Annotated in this window: 20 protein-coding genes and 3 tRNA genes; 16 read left to right on the forward strand and 7 right to left on the reverse strand. The window is 34.0% G+C overall.

What is annotated here, in order from left to right; genetic code table 11:
* Nucleotides 1-38 precede the first annotated feature (38 nt).
* Both BUA98_RS03825 and BUA98_RS03830 read left to right on the forward strand, forming a co-directional pair.
* Nucleotides 39-632, forward strand: coding sequence for a DUF4082 domain-containing protein (locus BUA98_RS03825; protein WP_072970287.1), 594 nt, complete (start codon nt 39-41; stop codon nt 630-632).
* 139 nt (nt 633-771) lie between these two features.
* A complete protein-coding gene (locus BUA98_RS03830; protein ID WP_159433448.1) occupies nt 772-1,245 on the forward strand; it encodes an SgcJ/EcaC family oxidoreductase in 474 nt (157 codons plus the stop codon).
* Between the two features lie 70 nt (nt 1,246-1,315).
* Here BUA98_RS03830 and BUA98_RS03835 read toward each other — a convergent pair whose 3' ends face one another.
* The gene (locus BUA98_RS03835) at nt 1,316-2,896 is read right to left on the reverse strand and encodes a M61 family metallopeptidase (RefSeq protein WP_072970289.1); all 1,581 of its coding nucleotides are present in this window, start codon (nt 2,894-2,896) and stop codon (nt 1,316-1,318) included.
* 443 nt (nt 2,897-3,339) lie between these two features.
* Between BUA98_RS03835 and BUA98_RS03840 the strand changes: the two genes are divergently transcribed.
* The 8 genes from BUA98_RS03840 to BUA98_RS03875 all read left to right on the forward strand — a co-directional run bounded on the left by BUA98_RS03840 (nt 3,340) and on the right by BUA98_RS03875 (nt 11,361).
* Entirely contained in the window at nt 3,340-4,266 is a 927-nt protein-coding gene (locus tag BUA98_RS03840; protein ID WP_072970290.1) for a DUF58 domain-containing protein, read from the forward strand.
* Between the two features lie 86 nt (nt 4,267-4,352).
* A tRNA-Asp gene (locus tag BUA98_RS03845) sits at nt 4,353-4,426 on the forward strand.
* 582 nt (nt 4,427-5,008) lie between these two features.
* Nucleotides 5,009-5,082 (forward strand) — tRNA-Asp (locus BUA98_RS03850).
* A 179-nt stretch (nt 5,083-5,261) separates the two neighbouring features.
* On the forward strand, nt 5,262-6,083 hold the full coding sequence (locus tag BUA98_RS03855) for an AraC family transcriptional regulator (protein ID WP_072970291.1): 822 nt from the start codon (nt 5,262-5,264) through the stop codon (nt 6,081-6,083).
* A 253-nt stretch (nt 6,084-6,336) separates the two neighbouring features.
* A complete protein-coding gene (locus BUA98_RS03860) occupies nt 6,337-7,695 on the forward strand; it encodes a TolC family protein (protein WP_072970292.1) in 1,359 nt (452 codons plus the stop codon).
* Between the two features lie 112 nt (nt 7,696-7,807).
* Entirely contained in the window at nt 7,808-8,860 is a 1,053-nt protein-coding gene (locus BUA98_RS03865) for an HlyD family secretion protein (protein WP_072970293.1), read from the forward strand.
* Between the two features lies 1 nt (nt 8,861).
* Nucleotides 8,862-10,445 carry an MFS transporter gene (locus tag BUA98_RS03870; RefSeq protein ID WP_072970294.1) on the forward strand — a complete coding sequence of 528 codons (1,584 nt, stop codon included), beginning with the start codon at nt 8,862-8,864 and terminating at the stop codon, nt 10,443-10,445.
* Between the two features lie 259 nt (nt 10,446-10,704).
* The gene (locus BUA98_RS03875; protein WP_072970295.1) at nt 10,705-11,361 is read left to right on the forward strand and encodes an HAD family hydrolase; all 657 of its coding nucleotides are present in this window, start codon (nt 10,705-10,707) and stop codon (nt 11,359-11,361) included.
* Nucleotides 11,362-11,551: 190 nt separating this feature from the next.
* On the opposite strand, the gene BUA98_RS03880 is transcribed toward BUA98_RS03875, so the two are convergent.
* The 3 genes from BUA98_RS03880 to BUA98_RS03890 all read right to left on the reverse strand — a co-directional run bounded on the left by BUA98_RS03880 (nt 11,552) and on the right by BUA98_RS03890 (nt 13,045).
* On the reverse strand, nt 11,552-12,208 hold the full coding sequence (locus BUA98_RS03880; RefSeq protein WP_086065141.1) for a 3-keto-disaccharide hydrolase: 657 nt from the start codon (nt 12,206-12,208) through the stop codon (nt 11,552-11,554).
* A gap of 116 nt (nt 12,209-12,324) precedes the next feature.
* On the reverse strand, nt 12,325-12,750 hold the full coding sequence (locus BUA98_RS03885; RefSeq protein WP_072970296.1) for a hypothetical protein: 426 nt from the start codon (nt 12,748-12,750) through the stop codon (nt 12,325-12,327).
* Nucleotides 12,751-12,814: 64 nt separating this feature from the next.
* On the reverse strand, nt 12,815-13,045 hold the full coding sequence (locus BUA98_RS03890; RefSeq protein WP_072970297.1) for a helix-turn-helix domain-containing protein: 231 nt from the start codon (nt 13,043-13,045) through the stop codon (nt 12,815-12,817).
* An 87-nt stretch (nt 13,046-13,132) separates the two neighbouring features.
* Between BUA98_RS03890 and BUA98_RS03895 the strand changes: the two genes are divergently transcribed.
* On the forward strand, nt 13,133-13,366 hold the full coding sequence (locus tag BUA98_RS03895) for a hypothetical protein (RefSeq protein ID WP_072970298.1): 234 nt from the start codon (nt 13,133-13,135) through the stop codon (nt 13,364-13,366).
* A gap of 67 nt (nt 13,367-13,433) precedes the next feature.
* Here the strand turns inward: BUA98_RS03895 and BUA98_RS03900 are convergent, their stop codons facing one another.
* Complete coding sequence (locus BUA98_RS03900; protein ID WP_072970299.1) at nt 13,434-14,279, reverse strand: hypothetical protein; 846 nt, start codon at nt 14,277-14,279, stop codon at nt 13,434-13,436.
* Nucleotides 14,280-14,411: 132 nt separating this feature from the next.
* Nucleotides 14,412-14,493, reverse strand: a tRNA-Leu gene (locus tag BUA98_RS03905).
* 108 nt (nt 14,494-14,601) lie between these two features.
* On the opposite strand from BUA98_RS03905, the gene BUA98_RS03910 reads away from it, so the two are divergent.
* From BUA98_RS03910 to BUA98_RS03930, 5 genes are all read left to right on the forward strand, one after another.
* Complete coding sequence (locus tag BUA98_RS03910; protein ID WP_072970300.1) at nt 14,602-15,990, forward strand: dipeptidase; 1,389 nt, start codon at nt 14,602-14,604, stop codon at nt 15,988-15,990.
* Between the two features lie 268 nt (nt 15,991-16,258).
* Nucleotides 16,259-16,681 carry a toxin-antitoxin system YwqK family antitoxin gene (locus BUA98_RS03915; RefSeq protein WP_072970602.1) on the forward strand — a complete coding sequence of 141 codons (423 nt, stop codon included), beginning with the start codon at nt 16,259-16,261 and terminating at the stop codon, nt 16,679-16,681.
* Between the two features lie 19 nt (nt 16,682-16,700).
* A complete protein-coding gene (locus tag BUA98_RS03920; RefSeq protein ID WP_072970301.1) occupies nt 16,701-17,672 on the forward strand; it encodes a DUF6624 domain-containing protein in 972 nt (323 codons plus the stop codon).
* 186 nt (nt 17,673-17,858) lie between these two features.
* Nucleotides 17,859-18,230, forward strand: a complete 372-nt coding sequence (locus BUA98_RS03925; RefSeq protein ID WP_026982709.1) for a BlaI/MecI/CopY family transcriptional regulator — start codon at nt 17,859-17,861, stop codon at nt 18,228-18,230.
* Nucleotides 18,227-19,447 carry a M56 family metallopeptidase gene (locus tag BUA98_RS03930; RefSeq protein WP_072970302.1) on the forward strand — a complete coding sequence of 407 codons (1,221 nt, stop codon included), beginning with the start codon at nt 18,227-18,229 and terminating at the stop codon, nt 19,445-19,447. The genes BUA98_RS03925 and BUA98_RS03930 overlap by 4 nt, the downstream gene beginning before the upstream one ends.
* 366 nt (nt 19,448-19,813) lie before the next feature.
* Here BUA98_RS03930 and BUA98_RS03935 read toward each other — a convergent pair whose 3' ends face one another.
* Entirely contained in the window at nt 19,814-21,178 is a 1,365-nt protein-coding gene (locus BUA98_RS03935; protein ID WP_072970303.1) for a saccharopine dehydrogenase family protein, read from the reverse strand.
* Nucleotides 21,179-21,328 lie beyond the last annotated feature (150 nt).

A 21,328-nucleotide genomic window follows, 5' to 3' on the forward strand; every position in this document is an offset into this window, starting at 1 on the left:
ACCATTAAACCAAATAATAACATTCAACTTATAGTATTATGAAAACTTTAAAAATCCTTTTTACCATTTTATCAATCGCAACCTTAACCTTTTCCTGCAGTAGTGACGACGACAAACCAGAAGCAATTAAATATAATGAAGAAAATCCTTTAGACGCGTATATGGCAGGATCTGGATTTAGCCAAAAAGCAGTTGACGTGAAAAACTCAGGAATTTATGAATACGGCTTTAGTTTTAAACCCACCGTAACCGGGAAAATTAACACTTTGATTGTGAAAATTCCAGACGTAAACAGCGCGCTAAGAATTACTTTGTGGGATGCAGCGACGAAAACAGTTATAAAATCGGAAACTATAAATGTACCAACAGCAAATGTTACAGTAGAAAAAACAATAGCTTCAATTGCGTTAACTAAAGACAAAGAATATTTTTTCACCGTTAATAGTGACGATTGGATCAACAGAACAAAAACAGACGGATCTGCAGCTACATATCCTATCGTAGCTGGAAATATTGTTATTACGGGTTATGCTTATATCTCAAGTACGGCAGCAGAAACCATTTTTCCGACCAACGCGCGCAACACTTATTATGCGGGAGATATAACTTTTAAATTTCAACAAACTGAGTAATTTGTTTTTGGATAGCTTGAATTAGTAAGTTTGGGAAAGGTTTGATGAAAATCAAACCTTTTTTATATTAAACTGTTACTAGATTATTTTAATCTAAATTTGATAAATATAAGGGAATGTTAAACTTAAATCAATGAAAATGAAAACAATAAACGTGTTACTACTTCTATTTGTTGCAACAAATGGCATGGCTCAAAATCAAGAACAGGAGCTTAAAAAAATCATACAGCAACAAGAATTAGATTGGAATAAAAATGATATGAAATCCTTTTCTGAGCCATTTAGCGAAGAGGCTGTTTTGATCAATTTCTTAGGAATGTACTGGAAGGGCAAAGCAAATATAATTACCGAGTTTTCTCATATTAATGACTGTTGTATTAAGCCTACGTCAGTGAAATTTGACTGGATTGACTCGCAATCATTATCTGAAAATGCGGCGGTGGCTCATATTAAAGAAACGCTAACGGCAAAGGAGGATTATGCTGTTCCGGGCGGTATGGTCAAAAAAGGAAGCGTCAATACCAAATTTATTACGGCTGTCTTTGAAAAAAAGAATGCGATTTGGAAGATTGTAAGTATGCAGGTAACGCAAGTGAATCTTCCTCCAAGATAATTACAATTGTATATGTCTTGATCTAAAAAAGGTTTGACGAAAGTCAAACCTTTTCTATTTAATAAACTGCCTAAAAATTAAAAATAGACTTTCTGATTTCCAGTTGTAGTTTAGTAGCATTTGGCAATTCAGAGATGTTATAATTTCGCTTCGTGAATTTGTCGTTTTTTTCTGCCGTACTAATGGGTGTTAAATCTATTTGAAGTCCACCATAGCTTAGGTATTTCTGATAATCAATTTCATTTACGGTGTTAACGTATGTTTTTATTTCGTCTAAGGATTTTTGCGATGTTTGTTCGCAGGCAGACCAGAATTCGGCTTCAGTAAAGCCTCTTTTCTTTTTCATATAATATTCGTTATATAAAAAACGCATCACATCATCTAACGATTTTTTGTTATTTGTGTTGTTTCTAATTTCTAAATCTAATAATAAACCTATTGTAGGGCCTTTGTCATAATAGGATATCACGGTTTGTTTGGCATTGCTTTCATTATTAAAGAAGTTCAGCCAAATATCGAAGCTAGATTGGGCAAGTGACATATGTCTGCTTCCTTCTTCGTTTTCATATTTTTTTATGGAGCTCGAAAGGTATTTCAGTGCATCTTTGCCGTCAAGTAAACCGGCTTTCATCATAATGATGTATTCGTAATAAACCGTAAAGCCTTCAGAAACCCAAAGCATTGTGGTGTAATTTTCTTTATTGTAATCAAAAGGGCCTAATTCTATTGGTCTGATTGCTTTTACATTATATAAGTGAAAATACTCATGTGTGACAAAATTCATGAAATCCGTATATTCTTGTTTTGATTTAGCATCAAAAGAACCTTTGGTGAAAATGGCTTGTGAGTTCCAGTGTTCCAATCCTCCGCCGCCGGCTTCCATCATAATATAACTGTAATGGTCGTACGGAATCTTTTGCATGATAGACGTTGTTGCGCTCATAATTTTTTTCAGATCACCAACAAATTTTTCGTCATCCAGTCCTTGTGGCGTGGCAATCCCTAATGAATAGGTCTTTCCTTCATTTTCAAAATCAATAGTTTTTTGGTTACCAATGTAAATTGGGCTATCATAAAAAATGTCAAAATTTTCAGCGAAATAGGTATTGTTGTTTTTATCAATGCATTTTAACCCTGTCGAAATAGTACTCCACTTTGCATTTTTATACAATGTCAAAGTAACAGGATTGTTGATGCTGTTTTCGATATGCATGAAAATAGTGTTGGGCATTAAAAAAGCCTTGTTTGCATCAACGTACGATTCTGCAACTGATTTTTTATTTGCAAAGACTCTGTATTTTACTGCGAATTTAGTTTTAGCACCATTTTCTATAACCCAGGAATTTTTAGTGTTTTTCTTCCATGAAATCTTTTTGTCGTTTTCATCTACAACTTCAAAATCTACAATATATCGTGGCGTTTCTAAAATTAAATAATAACCCGGTGTCCATACAGGTAGTGATAGAGTGGTTTTTTTAGCGTGAATATTATCAAAATTTAAGGTAACCTCAAGATAATGCGATTCCGGATTTTCAAACGAAACAGTGTAATTCAGTTTTGGATCTTCATTGACAATTTTGGCTGACGCATTACAAAAAATAAAGGTGTGAAAAAGTAGGAGGAAGTAACTCAGTTTTAATGTCTTTGTCATGCGATGGTTTTTTAAATTAAAAGTACTTGGCGTACGCAATTGTATTTGAATATTTTACAATTAATCGATAGCAAAATAAGAAAAAAACAGTAAAATGTATTATGCTATATTATCTAATGTTTGCGATTTCAACGAAACTTAAATTAAATGCCTTGTAATTTATGATCGACTGATTGTTAGGTAATAAGAAGACGGGATAACAATAGAAATTAATAAAAAAGATAAATAAGGCGATTTATTAAGGTTTTAAATTTTATTTTTATCAGAAAATCTTGTTTTAGAAAATGGCGTTTCAGAGAAAATGGCTATTCGTCAAAATATGCTTTTGATGAAGTACAGCGTTTCTTAAAAGAAAATCCTAATTTTAGTCCGATATTAAAACGAAAATTATTGCAGGCAAGAGACGGTTTGTACCGTGCTCAAAATATTAAAAAAGAAACCGAATGAAAATTGAATCGGAAATAGAGAAAGTCTCCAGTTTTCAGCATCTCGAAATGCTGGCGAATCAGGTTGTAGAAGGTTTTATATCCGGAATGCACAAGAGTCCGTTTCATGGATTTTCGGCTGAATTTGCCGAGCATAAAGTCTATAACGCAGGAGAAAGTACCAAACATATCGATTGGAAATTATTTGCTAAAACAGATCGTTTGTATACGAAACGTTTTGAGGAAGAAACCAATTTACGCTGTCATCTTATTGTCGATAATTCGTCATCAATGCATTATCCGGAATTAAAATCGAATCAGCCTTTTTATGAAAAGAAGATTGGTTTTGCCGTTTTGGCCTCGGCCGTTTTGATGAATATTTTAAAGAAACAGCGTGATGCCGTTGGGTTAAGCGTTTTCTCAGATAGTTACGAATATTACGCTCCCGAAAAAGGAAGTGACCGTCATCATAGAATGCTGCTTAATAAACTGGAGCAATTATTAGAACAGCCAAAAGTCAAAAAGAGCACGGATACGATAACGTACCTGCATCAAATTGCGGAGAAAATGCACCGTCGTTCGATGATTATATTGTTTACTGATATGTTTCAATCAGAAGATGACGAAAAGCTTTTTAATGCCTTGCAACATCTAAAACACAACAAACATAAAGTGGTTTTGTTTCATGTAGTTGATCATGAAACCGAGCTAAAATTCGATTTTGATAACACGCCAAGGAAGTTTATCGACGTAGAATCAGGCGAAGAAGTATCGATTTTTGCTGATAATGTAAAAGTGGAATATGAAAAAAGGGCAGAGGCGTACTTTAAAAACCTGGCTTTAACCTGTGCCAAGAACCAAATTAAGTACGTTCCGGTCAATGTTGGTGATAATTTTGAAAAAATCCTGACTACATATTTAGTTGAAAAACAAAACTTTGGCTAAGAATTTAAAAATATATTTAATTTTTTTTATCAAAACACTTGCAGAAATGAAATTCTGTACTATCTTTGCAACCGCAATAACGCAGAGGTTTGGTAGTTCAGTTGGTTAGAATACATGCCTGTCACGCATGGGGTCGCGGGTTCGAGTCCCGTCCAGACCGCAATATTGGGAAAAGCCTTTCTTTTAAGAAAGGCTTTTTTGCCCAAAAACGGTATCTAAGATTAGTTGTGTTGTTTGCTACGACTTTGTAACTCGTAGCTGGTTTAGTAGTTAGACCAATGAAAAGCTTTCCACTTTTGTGGATGGCTTTTTTGATTTAAGACATATTGGGATTTTGGGTTTAACCGCAAAGTTCGCAAAGATTTACGCAAAGGTTCGCAAAGTTTATATATAGCTTTGCGAACCTTTGCGTTTATAATGATTTATTGAATTGGATTTTAAACATAGCCCGTGGTTTCAACCACGGGGATACGGATTGTGATCATGATTGTGTCCTAATGATTGTTTTCCCGTGGTTGAAACCACGGGCTATGTTTGACAAGATAATGGATATTCTGTACGAAAAACCTTTGTCAAAGTTTCAAACTTTGACAAAGGTTTCCCTGTTTAATTAAAATTTGGTCCCGAAGCCTCGGGATAAAATATTGGAATTTAGCTAATTAAAAATTTATGAATTTTTATTCGCAAAAACCCTTGCAGAATCAAAGTTCTGTTGTATTTTTGCACTCACAATAACGCAGTTGGTTTGGTAGTTCAGTTGGTTAGAATACATGCCTGTCACGCATGGGGTCGCGGGTTCGAGTCCCGTCCAGACCGCAATATTGGAAGAAGCCTTTCTTAACGGAAAGGCTTTTTTGTTTTAGGAAGTCTTCTAAAATAAATCCCAAATAAAAAATTCCAAATCCCAAACGACCAATGTACTAATTGGAATTTGGGATTTTAAAATATTGGAATTTAATTTTCCCTACATTTATATATCGCAAGAAATTATTTAAATGGAACGATCAACATTCAAAATAGACAAGTACTACCTCACAAAAGTAGATGCTGATAGAAAAAGCATTTATTGTCACCATGATTTGATGGGAGAATTGTTGGTTCCGACGCACAAACACAATAAAGCACAAATGCTCTATGCCGAAGGTGATGTGGTTTTTGTAACGACCGAAACGAAAAGCTATTTTTTACCGGCAAGACATTTTATCTGGATTCCGGCTGGCTTAGAGCACAGCATTCAGCCAAAGTCGGAAAATGTGATGATGCGAAATCTGTATTTTCCGGTAGAGAAGGACGAAGATGCCTTTTATAAAAATGAAGGTATTTATCCCGTGAATAATTTACTGCTTCAAATGATGCTTTTTACCAATCAATGGAATGGTGATTTGAAGAAAGGTTCTCCGAACTTTACAATTGCCAAAGCGATAAAAGCAATTCTTCCTCAAATTTGCACTAACAATCTGCCTTTGGAATTACCACAGCCAAAAGACAAACGACTAGGGAAAATCCTTCGACATGTTGAAAATAATTTAGGAGAAACCATTTTGTTTTCTGAAGTTGCTCATGAATTCGGTTATAGCGAACGCTCTTTGTATCGCTTGTTTCAAAAAGATCTCAAAATGTCTTTCATTCAATATTATACCATCAGAAGAATTCTGAAAGCAATTGAATTGCTGTTGGACAGAAAACTTTCAGTAAAAGAAGTTGCGCTGGAAGTAGGTTATAGTAGTGTACCGACATTCAGTAATACTTTCTTTAAAATCCTTGGACAAAGACCTTCTGATTACTTAAATGGGGAAGATGTTTTAAAAAGCAGATAAAAAATTATTTCTCTCGCAGATTTAGCAGATAAAAAAGAAAAAAATCTGCCGAATCTGCTAAATCTGCGAGAGACTTTAAAATAATAATTACCACTTCTTAATTTGTAATAAATTGTTTACCAGTGTTTTAGTATAACGTTTTCGAAAATCATAATTTTAACATTTGTCCGAAATGAATATGTTATTGACTTTTTAGAATTATCAGTCAACAAAATAATGTGGGAACTTTGCACCATAATTTATTTATGTACTCATGTTCCTTAATAAAACAACAAATTCTACAGAAGATTGTTTTCTCAAAATCCTGCTTTTATTTCTAATTGTATTCACGTTCAATAGTGTACAAGCACAGGAAATTCATTCGGTTTCATTAAGTGAAGCTTTGAAATTGGCTAAAGAAAACAATAAAAAAATCCTTAGATCTCAATTAGAGACTACGCTCTCAGAGCAAAACATCAAAGAAAGAAAAGAACTCCGCTTGCCGGAGATCGAATTAAACGGAGAGTATTCGAGAATTACGAATATTACCGAATTCAAAGGAAGCGGTTTCCTAAACGGTAAAGAGGTTACCAAGGCAATTCCTGAAATTTATCAGGTCAATTCCACTGTTATAATGCCCATTTATGCTGGAAATAAGATCAATAACGCCATCAAAATTGCGAATCAGGAAAGTGAAATTGCCAAAATAAAAACAGAAAAAACAGAAAATGATATCGAACTTGAAGTGGTTGCCAACTATTTGGCCATTTATAAAATGATGGAACTTCAGAAGATTTTTGAAGAAAACATTAAAGAAGAAAAAAGCCGATTGAAAGAAGTACAGTCGCTTCAAAAACATGGAACGCTTACCAAAAATGAAGTCATTAGAGCCGAATTACAGCTTTCGGATCGTGAATTAAATGCGCTTACAAATTCCAAAAACATAAAAATTGCGCTTCACGATCTGAAAACTTTAATTCAGCTTCCTGAAAATGAAGAAATAGCGATTGATACTACGGCCAATCTGGATGAAATGCAAGGTTTAGATCCGTATGATTTTTATTTGAGTAAAGCTACTCAGAATGAAGAAATGCGAATTGCCAGCCAGGAATTGGATATCAAAAAAACGGAGTTGAAATTAGTTAAAGGAAACTATCTGCCAACAGTAAACTTCTTCGGAAATTATGGTTTCTACTATCCAAACTACAAATTTTTTCCGCCAAATCCGTATTTGTACACTTTAGGGCAAATCGGGATAGAAGCGCATTTCGATATTTCGGCTTTGTATAAAAATAAGACCAAAATGCAACAAGCAACTACAAAAATTGAATGGCAGCAAATGCAGTCTGAAATTATTAAAGATGAAATTCAGGATAAGCTATACAAAGAGCATACGCAATATCAGGAAATTCTTGAAAAATTTGTGGTGGTCGACAAGGCTTTGGATTTAGCGAATGAAAATTACCGTATTGTAAAGCTGAAATACTTAAACCAATTGGTTTTAATAACAGAAATGGTAGACGCTGATAATGCTTTATTACAGGCGAAATACAATAAAGTTTCTACCCGATTGGATGCTGTTTTGAAACATTATGAGTTGTTGCATACAGCGGGGATGATGCCTCAGATTTAGTTCGTTAGATTTTAGAAGCAAGAAGCAAGAGACAAGATTTAGACTTTCGAGGCTAGATTTTAGAAAATAGAATATAGAGAATAGAAAATAGACAAGAAAATATATAGAGTTTATGGTTAAGATAAAAAATGAAACTAGTAGAAACAAAACGTTTCATATCATTATAACAAGTATTGCTTGTGCGCTTGTGGTGAGCGGTGTTATTTTGGGGATTTGGTTTTATGTTTTCAACAGCAATCACGAAGAGACCAATGATGCTCAGGTGGAACAATATGTAACGCCAATTATGTCGAGAATTACGGGTTATGTACAGGAAGTTCGTTTTGATGAAAATCAGTTTGTGCATAAAGGCGATACATTGGTTGTGATTGATAACAGAGAATACAAATCGAAATTGAATGTGGCGCTTGCCGATGTTCAAAGCGCGCAGCAAAGTAGTGTTGTGGCCGAGAAAAATGTAGCGACAACAGCCAGTACAACGGCCATTGGGGAATCGCAATTAGAAGCTTCGAAATCGAATCTTTGGAAAACAAAATTAGAATACGAAAGATACAAAGCTTTGGTAAAAGAAGAAGCGGCAACATCTCAGCAATTAGAGAAAGTAAAAGCAGATTACGAGTCGGCGCAGGCGCATTTTCAGGAAATGAAAGAAAGAATTCATTCTTCTAATTTAAGCACCTCCGTTGCGGAAGCAAATGTACCCACAACGCAGACTAATATTGCTTCCAGACAAGCTGTGGCTGATAATGCGGCATTATTTCTTTCGTACACGATTATCACAGCGCCTTATGATGGCTGGGTTGGAAAACGAACTTTACAACCGGGACAATTGGTGAAAGAGGGTCAATCGTTGCTTTCTATAGTAAGTAAAGAAAAATGGATTACGGCAAATTTTAAAGAAACACAATTGCAATATTTAACCGTTGGGCAGGAAGTTAGAATTGAGGCCGACGCAATAAATAATAAAGAATTTACAGGAATTATCACTTCGTTGTCTCCGGCAAGTGGCGCCAGATTTTCTTTGCTTCCTCCGGATAATGCAACAGGCAACTTCGTAAAAATCGAACAAAGAATTCCGGTTAGAATTCAGTTAAAAGACAACGACAAGCAAGCCGACTTTTTAAGAGCCGGAATGAATATCACCGTTATCGCCGAACACCACTAAAATGGAAGATAAAAGTATTTTTAAATCCTGGGTTCCCAAATGGGCAATCATTATTATTTTGTTTGTCTGTTTGCTGCATTCCATGATTTTATTGGGAGTTTATACTTCAAACGTAACCTACGCGGCAAGTTTTCTGGATATCGAGCCAGAAGATTTGCAGTTCGCAATGTGTGTAACGTACGGAACTTTGCTGGCCACGATTTTGATCGAAAGCCGATTTTCGAGTTTTTTCCCGGCAAAAAATTATCTGATGGCGGTTTATTCCGTAATCGGAATTACGATTATTTCATCAGCCTATATTACCAATTTTTATCTGTTTTTATTGCTGAGAGTTGTTGAGGGAATTTTAATGGCGCTTCCGGTAATTACGATCAGACAATTGTTGATTGAGCAGTTTAATTCTAAAAATGCCATTATAATTGGTTTCTCCTTTTATTACGGTTCGCTGTTGTTATCAACGCCATTTATTATGAATATTGCCGTTTGGTTTCTGGATCATTACGATTGGAAATACATGCTGTATGTTTCAGGCGGACTTCAGGTTTTGAATGTATTTTTGATCTTAGTGACTTTTCGTGGACATAGAATCACAAAGAAAATTCCGCTGTATCAAATCGACTGGCTGAGTTATATTTTGGTTTTGACAGCCATTCTTTGTGGTGCTTACTTCTTTGTTTATGCAGAGAAAAAATATTGGTTTCAGTCTTCTGAAATGGTTTTAATGCTGATCATTTCCCTGATAACAGGAGGTTTGTTTATCTTTAAAGAGCTTTTAGTAAAAAGGCCGACATTTAACTTCGAAGTTTTTAAATACGCCAATTTGCGCATTGGGTTTCTATTGTTCTTCCTTTTTTATATCAGCAGAGCAACACTGAGCCTTTGTCACTCTGTGATGTTCTCGATTTGGAATTGGGATCCGTCGCGTGTTGCGGGCGTGCAATACATTAACGGACTTGGAAATGTAATTGGATTGATTTTGGCTGCTTATTTCTTAATGAAATCCGTTTCAACTAAAATCATTTTTATCATTGGTTTTTCGCTTATTGCGTTGTTCCATTTCTGGTTTACGTTTCTGTTTGTGCCAGATGTGGCTTTATCCGATATTATCATTCCGTATGTATTACAAGGTATTGGAGTTGGATTTTTATTCGTTCCGCTAATCTTGTTTACCACATCGTCCGTTCCGGCTAAAATGGCCGTTTCTTCTGGAATTGTCGGCGTTTCAGGGCGTTTTTGGGGAAGCACAATTGGGTTTTGTGTGATGCAGAATGCAGTGGTATTCCTGAACAAAAAGCACTTTTTAAAACTAAGTCAGTTTGTAACCGGCGAAAGCCCCGAAGCACAACAAACGATAGCATCAACAGCACAGAGTTTTATGGCAAAAGGATATTCCGCAGACAATGCGAATACTTTGGCCTTGAAAAAAGTTTTCGGAACGATTACCAAACAAGCCACTTTATTGGCTGATATGGAAATTTATACGATTGTGGGTTATGGTTTGGTGGTTTTGATCATTCTTATTGCATTAAATCAGCATTTAAAACAAACGATGACTTTGGTTAAAAGTAAGATTTGGATTGGGTAAATTTTTGTTTCAAGTTTCAGGTTTCAAGTTTTTTCTCGCAGATTTAGCAGATTCCGCAGATATTTAATCCTTTAAATAAATCTGCCAAATCTGCTAAATCTGCGAGAGACAAAAAAACTTTGCGACTCTGCTCCCGATAGCTATCGGGATTGCGCGATTCAAAAAAAACTCTGCGAATCTCTGCGAAAGACCTCCGCGATTCTCTGTGAAATAACCCTTTATTACCCTATCTTGCAGCCGTTAAAAAACAAAACATACAATGAAGCAGCAATGTGTAATTTTTGATATGGATGGCGTGATTTGTCACACCAATCCACATCATGCAAAAGCTTTCCAGGCGTTTTTCGATAAATATGAAATTCCGCACTCAGCACAGGAATTTGAAGAACATATGTACGGAAAACATAACGGTTATATCATGTCGCATTTCTTTAAGCGTCCCATTACCGGAGAAGAACTTATAAAACTGGAAGATGAAAAAGAAGGAATGTTTCGTGAAGTTTATAAAGACAAAGTCGAAACTATTCCGCATTATTTGGATTTTTTAAGTGAATTGAGGTCTCGTGGTTTTAAAACGGCTGTTGCAACATCTGCGCCACGTGCGAATCTGGATTTAATTGCCAATGTTTTAAAACTAGATGAAAAAATGGATTCGATGCTATCAAGCGAAGATGTAAAACAGCATAAACCAAATCCGGAAGTATATCTAAAATCGGCAGAACGAGTTGGCGTTTCTCCTTCGGATTGTGTTGTTTTCGAAGATTCCTTTTCGGGCGTTACAGCTGGATTAAATGCCGGAATGAAAGTGGTTGGTGTTTTAAGTACGCATACAAAAGAACAATTACCTCCGTGTGATTTTTATATCAATGATTATAGTGAGGTTAATGTGGATAAGATAATTGAGTTATTGGGATAATAAATTCCAACTATACGAGAGACCTTTGTCAAAGTTTAAAACTTTGACAAAGGTTTTTTTTACAATTCTGTAACCACAAAGTTTGTCATTCCGACGGAGGAGGAATCCCCACACGCTGAGCACGCACTGTTGGCGAGTTTCTTGCGGGGATTCCTCCTCCGTCGGAATGACAAACTAAAAGAATTTAGTTCTATTCTTTAGAAATCTCTTTTATCGTAATATTCCTGAAATCAATTGGCGAACGCTCATAATTCAAAGAAATTTTCCCTTCTGTAGAAGAAGCATCCGTGCATTCATTTACCAATTTCCCGTTTAAGTATTGCTTAATTTTCCCGTTGAAAGATTTAATAACTACGATGTTCCATTCGCCATACGGATTCTCATTGGCTAAAAACGTAGGAGAAACAACACTTGCACCAGCTTCAATTAATTTACCATTTACTTTTGCAGTTACCTGATCCAGGAAAATAAAATCGCCGGTAGTATTTTCTTTTATTTGAAATTGAATTCCTTTTGGCCAGATTTTGTCAGAAGTATCTAAAGGAATATTATACATCACACCGCTGTTTTTTGTGTTGGTTGTTTTGTATTGCTCTTCCAGATTCCATCTGTATTCTAATTCAAGTTCAAAATTTTTATAGCTTTTTTTGGTCATCAAACAGCTATTGTCATTTCCATGCATGCGAATCATTCCGTCTTTAAACTCATAAATATCGGAGGGTTGTTGTTGTGCTGTATTGGTTTTAGTAAAAGCGTACCAATCGTCCATTTGTAAAACTTTTCGCTGAACGAGACAGGAGTTTAAAACAAAAAGAAGAATAATTGCAAAAGTTGATTTTTTGAACATGACGATGAGTTTAAAAAGAAGAGATTGATTTGATTGATGATTTAGTAAAAAGTAAAAATAGCGATACAGGTTAGTATAAAATTTATGTTTTGAAAAAAGGAAAAGCTTTAGTTCTATTAATAATCGCTAAAAGAATAAAATTTATTTTTATTCTTCATTACAGATTCACAAATCTTTAATAACTCATTAAGCGCTTCTATAGCATCACTTGTTTCTTGAACTACTTTTTCTTTAATGTTTATTAATTGCTCATAAAATTCTTTAACTCTATTGCATTCTTCTTCTTTTGATTCAGAATCATTCCAGTTTTCATAACCTTTTATATGATATTTATATATTAGACTTTCTGGATTCAGTTCTCTAAAATTTGAATAATAATGATTAATTATAAATTCAAATTGATGCGTACTCAGTACTAGCTCATAAACTAAATTACCGTTATTGTCTCTTTCTCTAAAGTAGATTTCATCTAAGCAAACACTGTATGGATAGAGTTTCATCCATTTTGAAATTAGCTCTATTTTTATAGGTAGAATATTCAAAATTGCTTTTTTACGTGATTAACTTCATTGTAAATTTAAAAATAAAGAATCAGTTAAAAAATTCTTATTTAATCGAAAAATCAAACAATTCCTTAGGTTCAACATCTAAAGCATTGGCAATCTTTACAAGAGCTTTTACACTTGTATTAATTTCAGCTCTTTCTATTCTGCCTATTTGATTTTTAGGTATATCACAATCATTAGCTAAATCTTGCTGAGACATATTCTTCTTTTCACGTAATTGTCTAATGTGAATTCCAAGATTTGTAATAAAAGTTTCTTCTGAAATATCCATATTTCAAAAGTCATAAGATTTATTTTTTATAAGGACACAAATTTGTGTCCAAAAGTATTATATTTGAAGGATATAAAAAATAAGACAATGGCTACAGAAAAGCTTTCCAAAGAAACAGAAAACAGATTAATAGAATTTTTTACAAAGACAATTGATCCTAAAGAAATGGCAAAGACAATACGACAAGTAAATTATGTTCTTTCGTTATGCGCAATTAGAGGCTGCGAAACTGTAGAAACTGAATTCAACAATCTTGAAGATAATTTTTATTGGCTAAATAAGTTGGCGGAGGTTTTGGATCCTTATTTGGATGGTGAGTGAAGTTTTTTTTGTAATATGAGAATTGGATTGTTTAATTATCTGAGTTAAACTAAGAGATTGCTAGGTATTAACTATAAAAGAAAAGGTCATTAGATAATTTTAAAAATAAATAAAGATTGTTTTGAGTTCGTTTGCTAAGAGATGCCATGTTTGGAAAATCCACTTTTGCTCCACATACTTGACTTTGCCAAATTCCAAGCATAAATTTCTCGCTTGATGATAAATTATCTACAATTTCGGGATGTTTACATCCACTTATGCAATCCTTTTCGGAATCAATATACCAATAATCCGAAAAGTTTGAGCAAAGTGGGGTTTGAAAAGTGTGATGCCATAAATTCTCTAATGCACGAAGTTTACTAAATGCAATAAAATTTGTAGAAACTTTAGTTTTAATATCAATTAAGTATTTTTCATATTCTTTGAGACAATTTGTTAAATATAATTCATCTATAGAATCTTGTAGAATTTCTTTATGTTTAAAATTTATCTTTAAATTTTTATGAATAAGTTCATTTCTTCTATCTACAATTTTTTGAATTATATTTTCATTTGCGGGTTTTTCTATTGAAAGAAGATTATAAAATAGTTTTGATAATTCCCAATATTTTATTTTTTCCAGATAGTCATCAATTATACTTTCGGATAAATTAAAATCTTCGCTATTAACTAATGTCATTTTATCAATAATAATAGTTTTATCAGATATTTTTTCAGGTCGATATTTCAAATAATATTTAACAACTTCTTTTTTCATTGATTCATTATATGAAGCAAGCATTAAAAAAAGTCCATTTAGTACAACATTTGTTGTGTCTGTTTTTATTTCTTTTTTAATTTCATGAACCCTTGTTTCAGTAGCAAGTATTGGCATTAGTAAATGATCTTTTATGATAACTAGAGGTTTTTTCATATTAAGTTGATTATTGTGAGGTTAGAATTCAAAGTGCGCAAAACTCGTGTAAGTTATCAAAAGTATAAAAGTAAACTCAAAAGTATATCAAAAACAAAAAAGCTCCTGAGTTATCTCAGAAGCTTTTTTCAGTGCGGATAATAGGACTCGAACCTACACGCCTTGCGGCACCAGATCCTAAGTCTGGCATGTCTACCAATTTCACCATATCCGCGTAATTGTGGGTGCAAAGATAAGCATAACTTCGAATTTTCAAAGCATTTTTGAAAAAAAATATTAATTCTCTTTTTTGTATTTTTGAAATTCTATAAAAATCTTTTAAATGGAAAATATTAAGTCGTACGTTCAACAACATAAAGATCGCTTTATCAATGAGTTGATCGAATTATTAAAAATTCCGTCGGTAAGTGCCGACACTGCATATTCGCAAGATGTTATCGACACAGCAGAGGCTGTAAAAGAAAGTTTATCAAAAGCAGGCTGCGATTTTGTCGAAACTTGCGATACTCCGGGTTACCCAATTATCTACGGAGAGAAAATAATCGACCCAAATTTACCTACCGTTTTAGTTTACGGACATTATGATGTTCAGCCGCCAGATCCAATGGAATTATGGACATCGCCACCATTCGAACCTGTTATCAAAAAAACTGAGATCCATCCTGATGGAGCAATCTTCGCGCGTGGTGCCTGCGACGACAAAGGTCAAATGTACATGCACGTAAAAGCGTTAGAATATATGGTACAAAGCAATACTTTGCCTTGTAACGTAAAATTCATGATCGAAGGAGAAGAAGAGGTTGGTTCAGCAAGTTTAGCCTGGTTTGTAGAACGCAATCAGGAAAAACTGAAAAATGACGTTATTTTAATTTCAGATACCGGAATGATTTCAAACCAACAGCCGTCAATTACAACAGGTTTAAGAGGTTTGAGTTATGTTGAGGTTGAAGTTACAGGTCCGAATCGTGATTTGCATTCAGGCTTATACGGTGGAGCAGTGGCAAACCCTATTAACGTTCTGGCAAAAATGATCGCTTCATTGCATGATGAAGACAATCATATTACGATTCCGGGATTCTACGATAAAGTTGAGGAATTATCTGCTGAAGAAAGAGCTGAAATGGCAAAAGCACCTTTCAGTTTAGAAAAATATAAAAAAGCCTTAGACTTAAACGATGTTTATGGCGAAAAAGGATATGTAACCAACGAACGCAACTCTATCCGTCCAACGTTAGACGTAAACGGAATCTGGGGAGGTTATCAGGGTGAAGGAGCAAAAACGGTTATTGCAAGCAAAGCTTTTGCCAAAATCTCAATGCGTTTGGTTCCAAATCAGGATTGGCATGAAATCACAGAACTTTTCACTAAACATTTCACAAGCATTGCTCCGGCTGGAGTTACCGTAAAAGTGACGCCACACCACGGAGGTCAGGGTTATGTAACGCCAATTGACAGTATTGGATATCAGGCAGCAAACAAAGCATACACAGAAACGTTTGGAGTTCCTGCAATTCCAGTTCGTTCAGGAGGAAGTATTCCAATTGTGGCTTTGTTTGAAAAAGAACTAAAAAGCAAAACCATCTTAATGGGATTCGGTTTAGATTCTGATGCCATTCACTCACCAAACGAGCATTTTGGAATCTTCAATTACTTAAAAGGAATCGAAACTATTCCGTTGTTTTACAAGTATTTTGTGGAGTTAAGTAAGTAAGAATTTGCCACGAAGGCACTAAGACGCAAAGTTTTTTAAATTTCAGCTCTTTGTCAAAGTTCTAAACTTTGACAAAGATTACTTTCAAATATATAAATCCGTTCAGAAATGAGCGGATTTTTTTTGTCAAAATTTTCCGCTGCAAGCGGATACCTTAAAAAAACTTTGCGTCTTAGCGTCTTTGTGGCAAAAAAAAATTTGCACATTTAAAATTAATCTCTACATTTGTAGAGCAACATCTATAAATGTAGAGACAAAACCAAAAAACATGCGTCCAATATTTGTTTTATTATTTTGTGGAATTATGCTTTCCGGCTGTAAAAGCAAACCCATCAATCAGAAGATCGATCACAAAAAAGAAGGTGTTTGGATGGACGATTACACGCAGGATAATGTCAGGTACAAATCGTTTGAATATTACAAACACGATGAACCTGTAAAAAAGTGGAAATCCTACATTGGAGGAAAAATCTACAAAACGGAGAAATACAAAAACGGAATATGTACTGTCAAATATTATTATGAAAACGGAAAAGTGCAATCAACAGGAAAAACGAAAATGGAAAGTAATTCAAAAGAAACACATTGGTTTTACTTTGGAGATTGGAAATTTTATTCCGATAAAGGAAAATTAACCGAAATCAAAAAGTATAATAACGGAGAATTAATCTCGGAACAAAAAATAAAATAACCACTAAACGATTTAATTTATGAAAAAACTAATTGCTATCTTTTTTATTACAATGAATATTGGATTGATGCAGTCTCAAACCTATAAAGAATTTGTTGCAAAAGGGGATGATTCTTATAAAGCGAAAGATTATAAAGCATCTGTTGGCTATTATGACAAGGCATTTAAAATGGAACACAAATCAGCTACAGATTTATATAATGGTGCGTGCGCTGCAGCTTTAAACAATGATGATGAGAAAGCTTTTAAGTGGCTGGATTTAGCAATTGATAATGGTTATGAAGACATTGCCCACATAAAAATAGATAATGATTTAGAATCATTGCACAGTAAAAAAGAATGGACAAAAACAATAGATAAGCTTCAGAAACAAATGGATATTTTGAGCGCTAATTACGACAAGCCCCTTCAAAAGGAACTTTTGGATATTTATGCAGAGGATCAGGGAATTCGTGGTGATTATATGAAAATTTATAAAACACCTAACGCTGATAAAAAGAAAATCGACAGCATTGGTAAATTAATTGGCAAAAAAGACAGCATCAATCTGATCAGAGTAATGAAGATTTTAGATGAAAGAGGCTGGGTTGGAAAAGATGTTGTGGGATCGCAGGCCAATCAAACTTTATTTTATGTTATTCAGCATTCTGATTTAAAATACCAGCAAAAGTATTTACCAATGATGAGAGATGCTGTTAAAAAAGGGAATGCAAAAGCAGGTTCTTTGGCCTTACTTGAAGACAGAGTTGCCCTGAGAGAAGGTAAAAAACAAATTTACGGAAGTCAGGTTTCCAATCATCCAACTACTAAGATACCGTTTGTTTTTCCGCTTGAAGACCCTGATAATGTTGATAAAAGAAGAGCTTCTGTAGGATTAGGGACAATGTCAGATTATCTTAAATATTGGAATGCGACCTGGGATGTTGAAGCGTATAAAAAAGAACTTCCTGAAATTGAAAAACTATTAAATCAGAAAAAGAATAAAGAATAAAGAATAAAGAATAAAGAATAAAGAATAAAGAATAAAGAATAAAGAATAAAGAATAAAGAATAAAGAATAAAGAATAAAGAATAAAGAATAAAGAATAAAGAATAAAGAATATCCTTAAAAACTTAGAATCTCAGTATCTTAGAGCCTTAGTGTCTCAGAATCTTAGTAACTTAGAACCTTAGAGAAATGCAATTATCAAACTCAGAAGAGCAATTAATGGAACATCTTTGGAAGCTTGAAAAAGCTTTTATGAAAGATTTGCTTGAAGCGTATCCAGAGCCAAAGCCTGCGACTACAACCGTTGCAACGCTTTTAAAAAGAATGATCGACAAGAAATTTGTCGCTTACAATGAATTCGGAAATTCTCGTGAATATTATCCGTTGGTTAAAAAAACAGCTTATTTCTCCAAACACGTAAACGGATTAATTAGCAGTTTCTTTAATAACTCAGCCTCACAGTTTGCTTCTTTCTTTACCACCGAAACCGACTTATCCACTTCGGAATTAGAAGAGCTCAAAAAAATAATCGATTCAGAAATTAAAAAGAAGAAAAAATGATAACGTATCTTTTAAAATCCGGAGTACTGCTTTTAATATTCTTTGCAGTGTATAAATTGCTTTTAGAAAACGAAAAGATGTTTCGTTTTAATCGTGTTTATCTTCTTGGTAGTATGATTTTTGGTTTGATCATTCCGTTGCAATTGTTTTCGATCGAATCGATTTTTTTAAATAAAATTAAAGTCATTCAATTGGATGAAATTATGATTGTAACGAATAGGGCGATTTTGGATAAGGTAAATTATAACGAAATTATAATGAACTTTCTAAGCATAAGTTATGCTGTTATTGCAGGTATTTTGATTTTTCGTTTTGTGCGAAATGTGTATTCTTTTTATAACCAAATAAAAAAATGCAAAGTGGAGATCATTGATGGACAGAAAATGGTTTTGACTAAAGAAAGTATTTTGCCACATTCTTTTTGGAATGCCGTTTTTGTCAATTACGAAGATTTTAAAAATGGTAAAATTCCATCAGAACTAATTGCGCATGAAAAAGCACATTTAGAGCAAAAACATACTTTAGACATTCTTTTTGTTGAGGTTTTGCAGATTTTATTTTGGTTTAATCCAATTTTTATTCAATACAAAAAGGCAATAAAGCTCAATCACGAATTTTTGGCTGATGAAGCGGTCAATAAACAATTTGGAGAGGTTCGAAATTATCAAAACCTTTTACTTGGTTTTGCCTCTCAAAAGCATACAATTTCTTTGGCAAGTAATATTAATTATTTAATAACTAAAAAACGTTTACTGATGATGACAAAAAAAGAATCTCCATCAAAAATATTTTTAAAAATCAGTTCTGTAACTGCTGTATATATTGTATCCTTATTTGCCTTTAATACAGGCGCTTTGGCACAATCAGGCAATAATCTAATAAATCAAAATGATAAAATTAATTATGTTTCGGCAAATGTAAAAGAGCCTCAATTTCCGGGCGGTATAGAAAAGTTTTATATGTTTATGGGGCAGAATTTTAAAATTCCGCAAGAATTTTCAAAACAAAAGATTGATGGGAAATTGGCTCTGGAATTTATGGTTGAAAAAGACGGGAGTTTGTCTGAGTTTAAAGTGGTGAAAGATTTGGGATATGGTTCAGCAGATGAAGCAATCAGGGTTTTAAAACTTTCTCCAAAATGGATTCCCGCTTCTGAAAATGGAAAACCGGTACGTGTTATGTACAGTCTGCCAATTACGATTCAGGCTGAAAAATAAAGAAAAGTAGGTACAAAGTTGCAAAGGTACAAAGGGGCAAAGGTTTACTGGGAATAAACCTTTGTCCCTTGCTCGCTTTGAATCTTTGTGCTTTGAAAAAAAATCATACAAGCTGATGATAAGGTTTAAAGGAACATAGGAGCAAAGGGGCAAAGGTTTAAGTTGGAGTAAATAATCTTCAATGGAACCTTTGTTCCTTTGTCGCTTTGGGCCTTTGTACCCTCGGAAAAAGGTTTACTGGGGATAAACCTTTGTCCCTTTGTAGCTCTGAACCTTTGTCCCTTCAAAAAAAAAAATCCGCTTCTGGAACTTGAAGCGGATAAAATTAAAAACTAAAAAAAAATTCTCAAAAAAAAGTAATCAGAACTAAAATAGGTCCGGATTATATCCAAAGTAAGGCATGGTTTGTTCGTTAAAAACGACACCATACTCTTCTAATTCTTTTAAAATAGGCAGATACACTTCTTTTTTAATAGGAAGCTGTACACCGGGAGTTGTGATTTTTCCATTCAAAATCAATAAGGTCGCCATAGCAACCGGAAGCCCTACTGTTTTTGCCATTGCTGTATACGTTTGATCGTCTCCTATACAAACCATTTTTGAATCGATTTGCGATTTCTCACCATACAATTCATAACCGAATTTATGGTACATCACAATCATATCTTTATCGTCTGGCGCTAAAGTCCAGCTGTCAGATAATATTTTTTCTAATATTTGAGCAGGAGTAGCATTTGGTAAATTCACTTTTTTGTCAGGATTAAATAAATCCAGTTCCAAAAGTTTATCCCACATAATATCGTCCTGATCAATTTTTAAGATCAATCGCGTTTTAATTTCAACAGAATCGGTTGGATGATAAGGTAAGAATGAGTTTGTAAATTGACGGTAACTCATATTTTCAGAATCTTCCATAATGTAGCTGTCATCTGTCATTCCGAGTTGCACAAACATATTCCATGCTTTCGAAAAACCAACTCTTCTGATCGTTCCGCGATACAAAGTCAGAATATCATCTAAACCATAAATAGAACGATATTTAAGCGAATCACGGTTGGAATAGGCCTCAAATTTATCGTAACCCTCTACTTCAAGAAACTCAGTTCTGCGAAATAAAGTTCCGTACGGAATGTATTTATAAGTACCTTCCTGAATAAATTTTGCTGCGCCACCCTGACCCGCCAATACTACATTTCTTGGTGCCCAGGTAAATTTGTAATTCCACAAATTATTATCTGATTCAGGAGCAACCAAGCCGCCACAAAACGATTCAAAAAGCAGCATATTACCACCTTTCGATCTAATTTCGTCAATAACCTTCATGGCACTCATATGATCAATTCCGGGATCAAGACCAATTTCATTCATAAAAATCAAATTGTTCTTTTTGGCTTCCTCATCAAGTGCCTGCATAGCATCGCTTATATAAGAAGCTGTGACAAGATGTTTTTTGAATTGAAGGCAATCTTTTGCAATTTCTATATGTAAATGAGCCGGTAACATCGAAATCACGATAGACGCTTTTTCTATCGCAGCTTTTCTTTCATCGGCATCAAATATGTTTAAAGCAATAGGAGTAGCATTGGGATGTTTTTCTGTCTTTTTTTCGGCCAGGGCCAAAGAAAGGTCAGCTACAATAAGATGTAGATTTTCACTTTCTGACTTTGATAGTAAATAACGTATCAAGGATGATGCTGATCTTCCAGCTCCGATAATTAAAATTCTTCTCATGTTTTAAATATGTAACACAAATATATTAATTTGTTACAAATATAACAATTGAATTGATTTAAAAAAATGAAATGTATTTTATTTCAGATAAAACTTTAAAGAATTCCTTTTCTCAAAAAAAGATTGTAGAAAGTAAAAAGCTTTTTGAAT

Origin of the sequence: Flavobacterium saccharophilum (genome assembly GCF_900142735.1) — a bacterium.
Lineage (GTDB): Bacteria > Bacteroidota > Bacteroidia > Flavobacteriales > Flavobacteriaceae > Flavobacterium > Flavobacterium saccharophilum.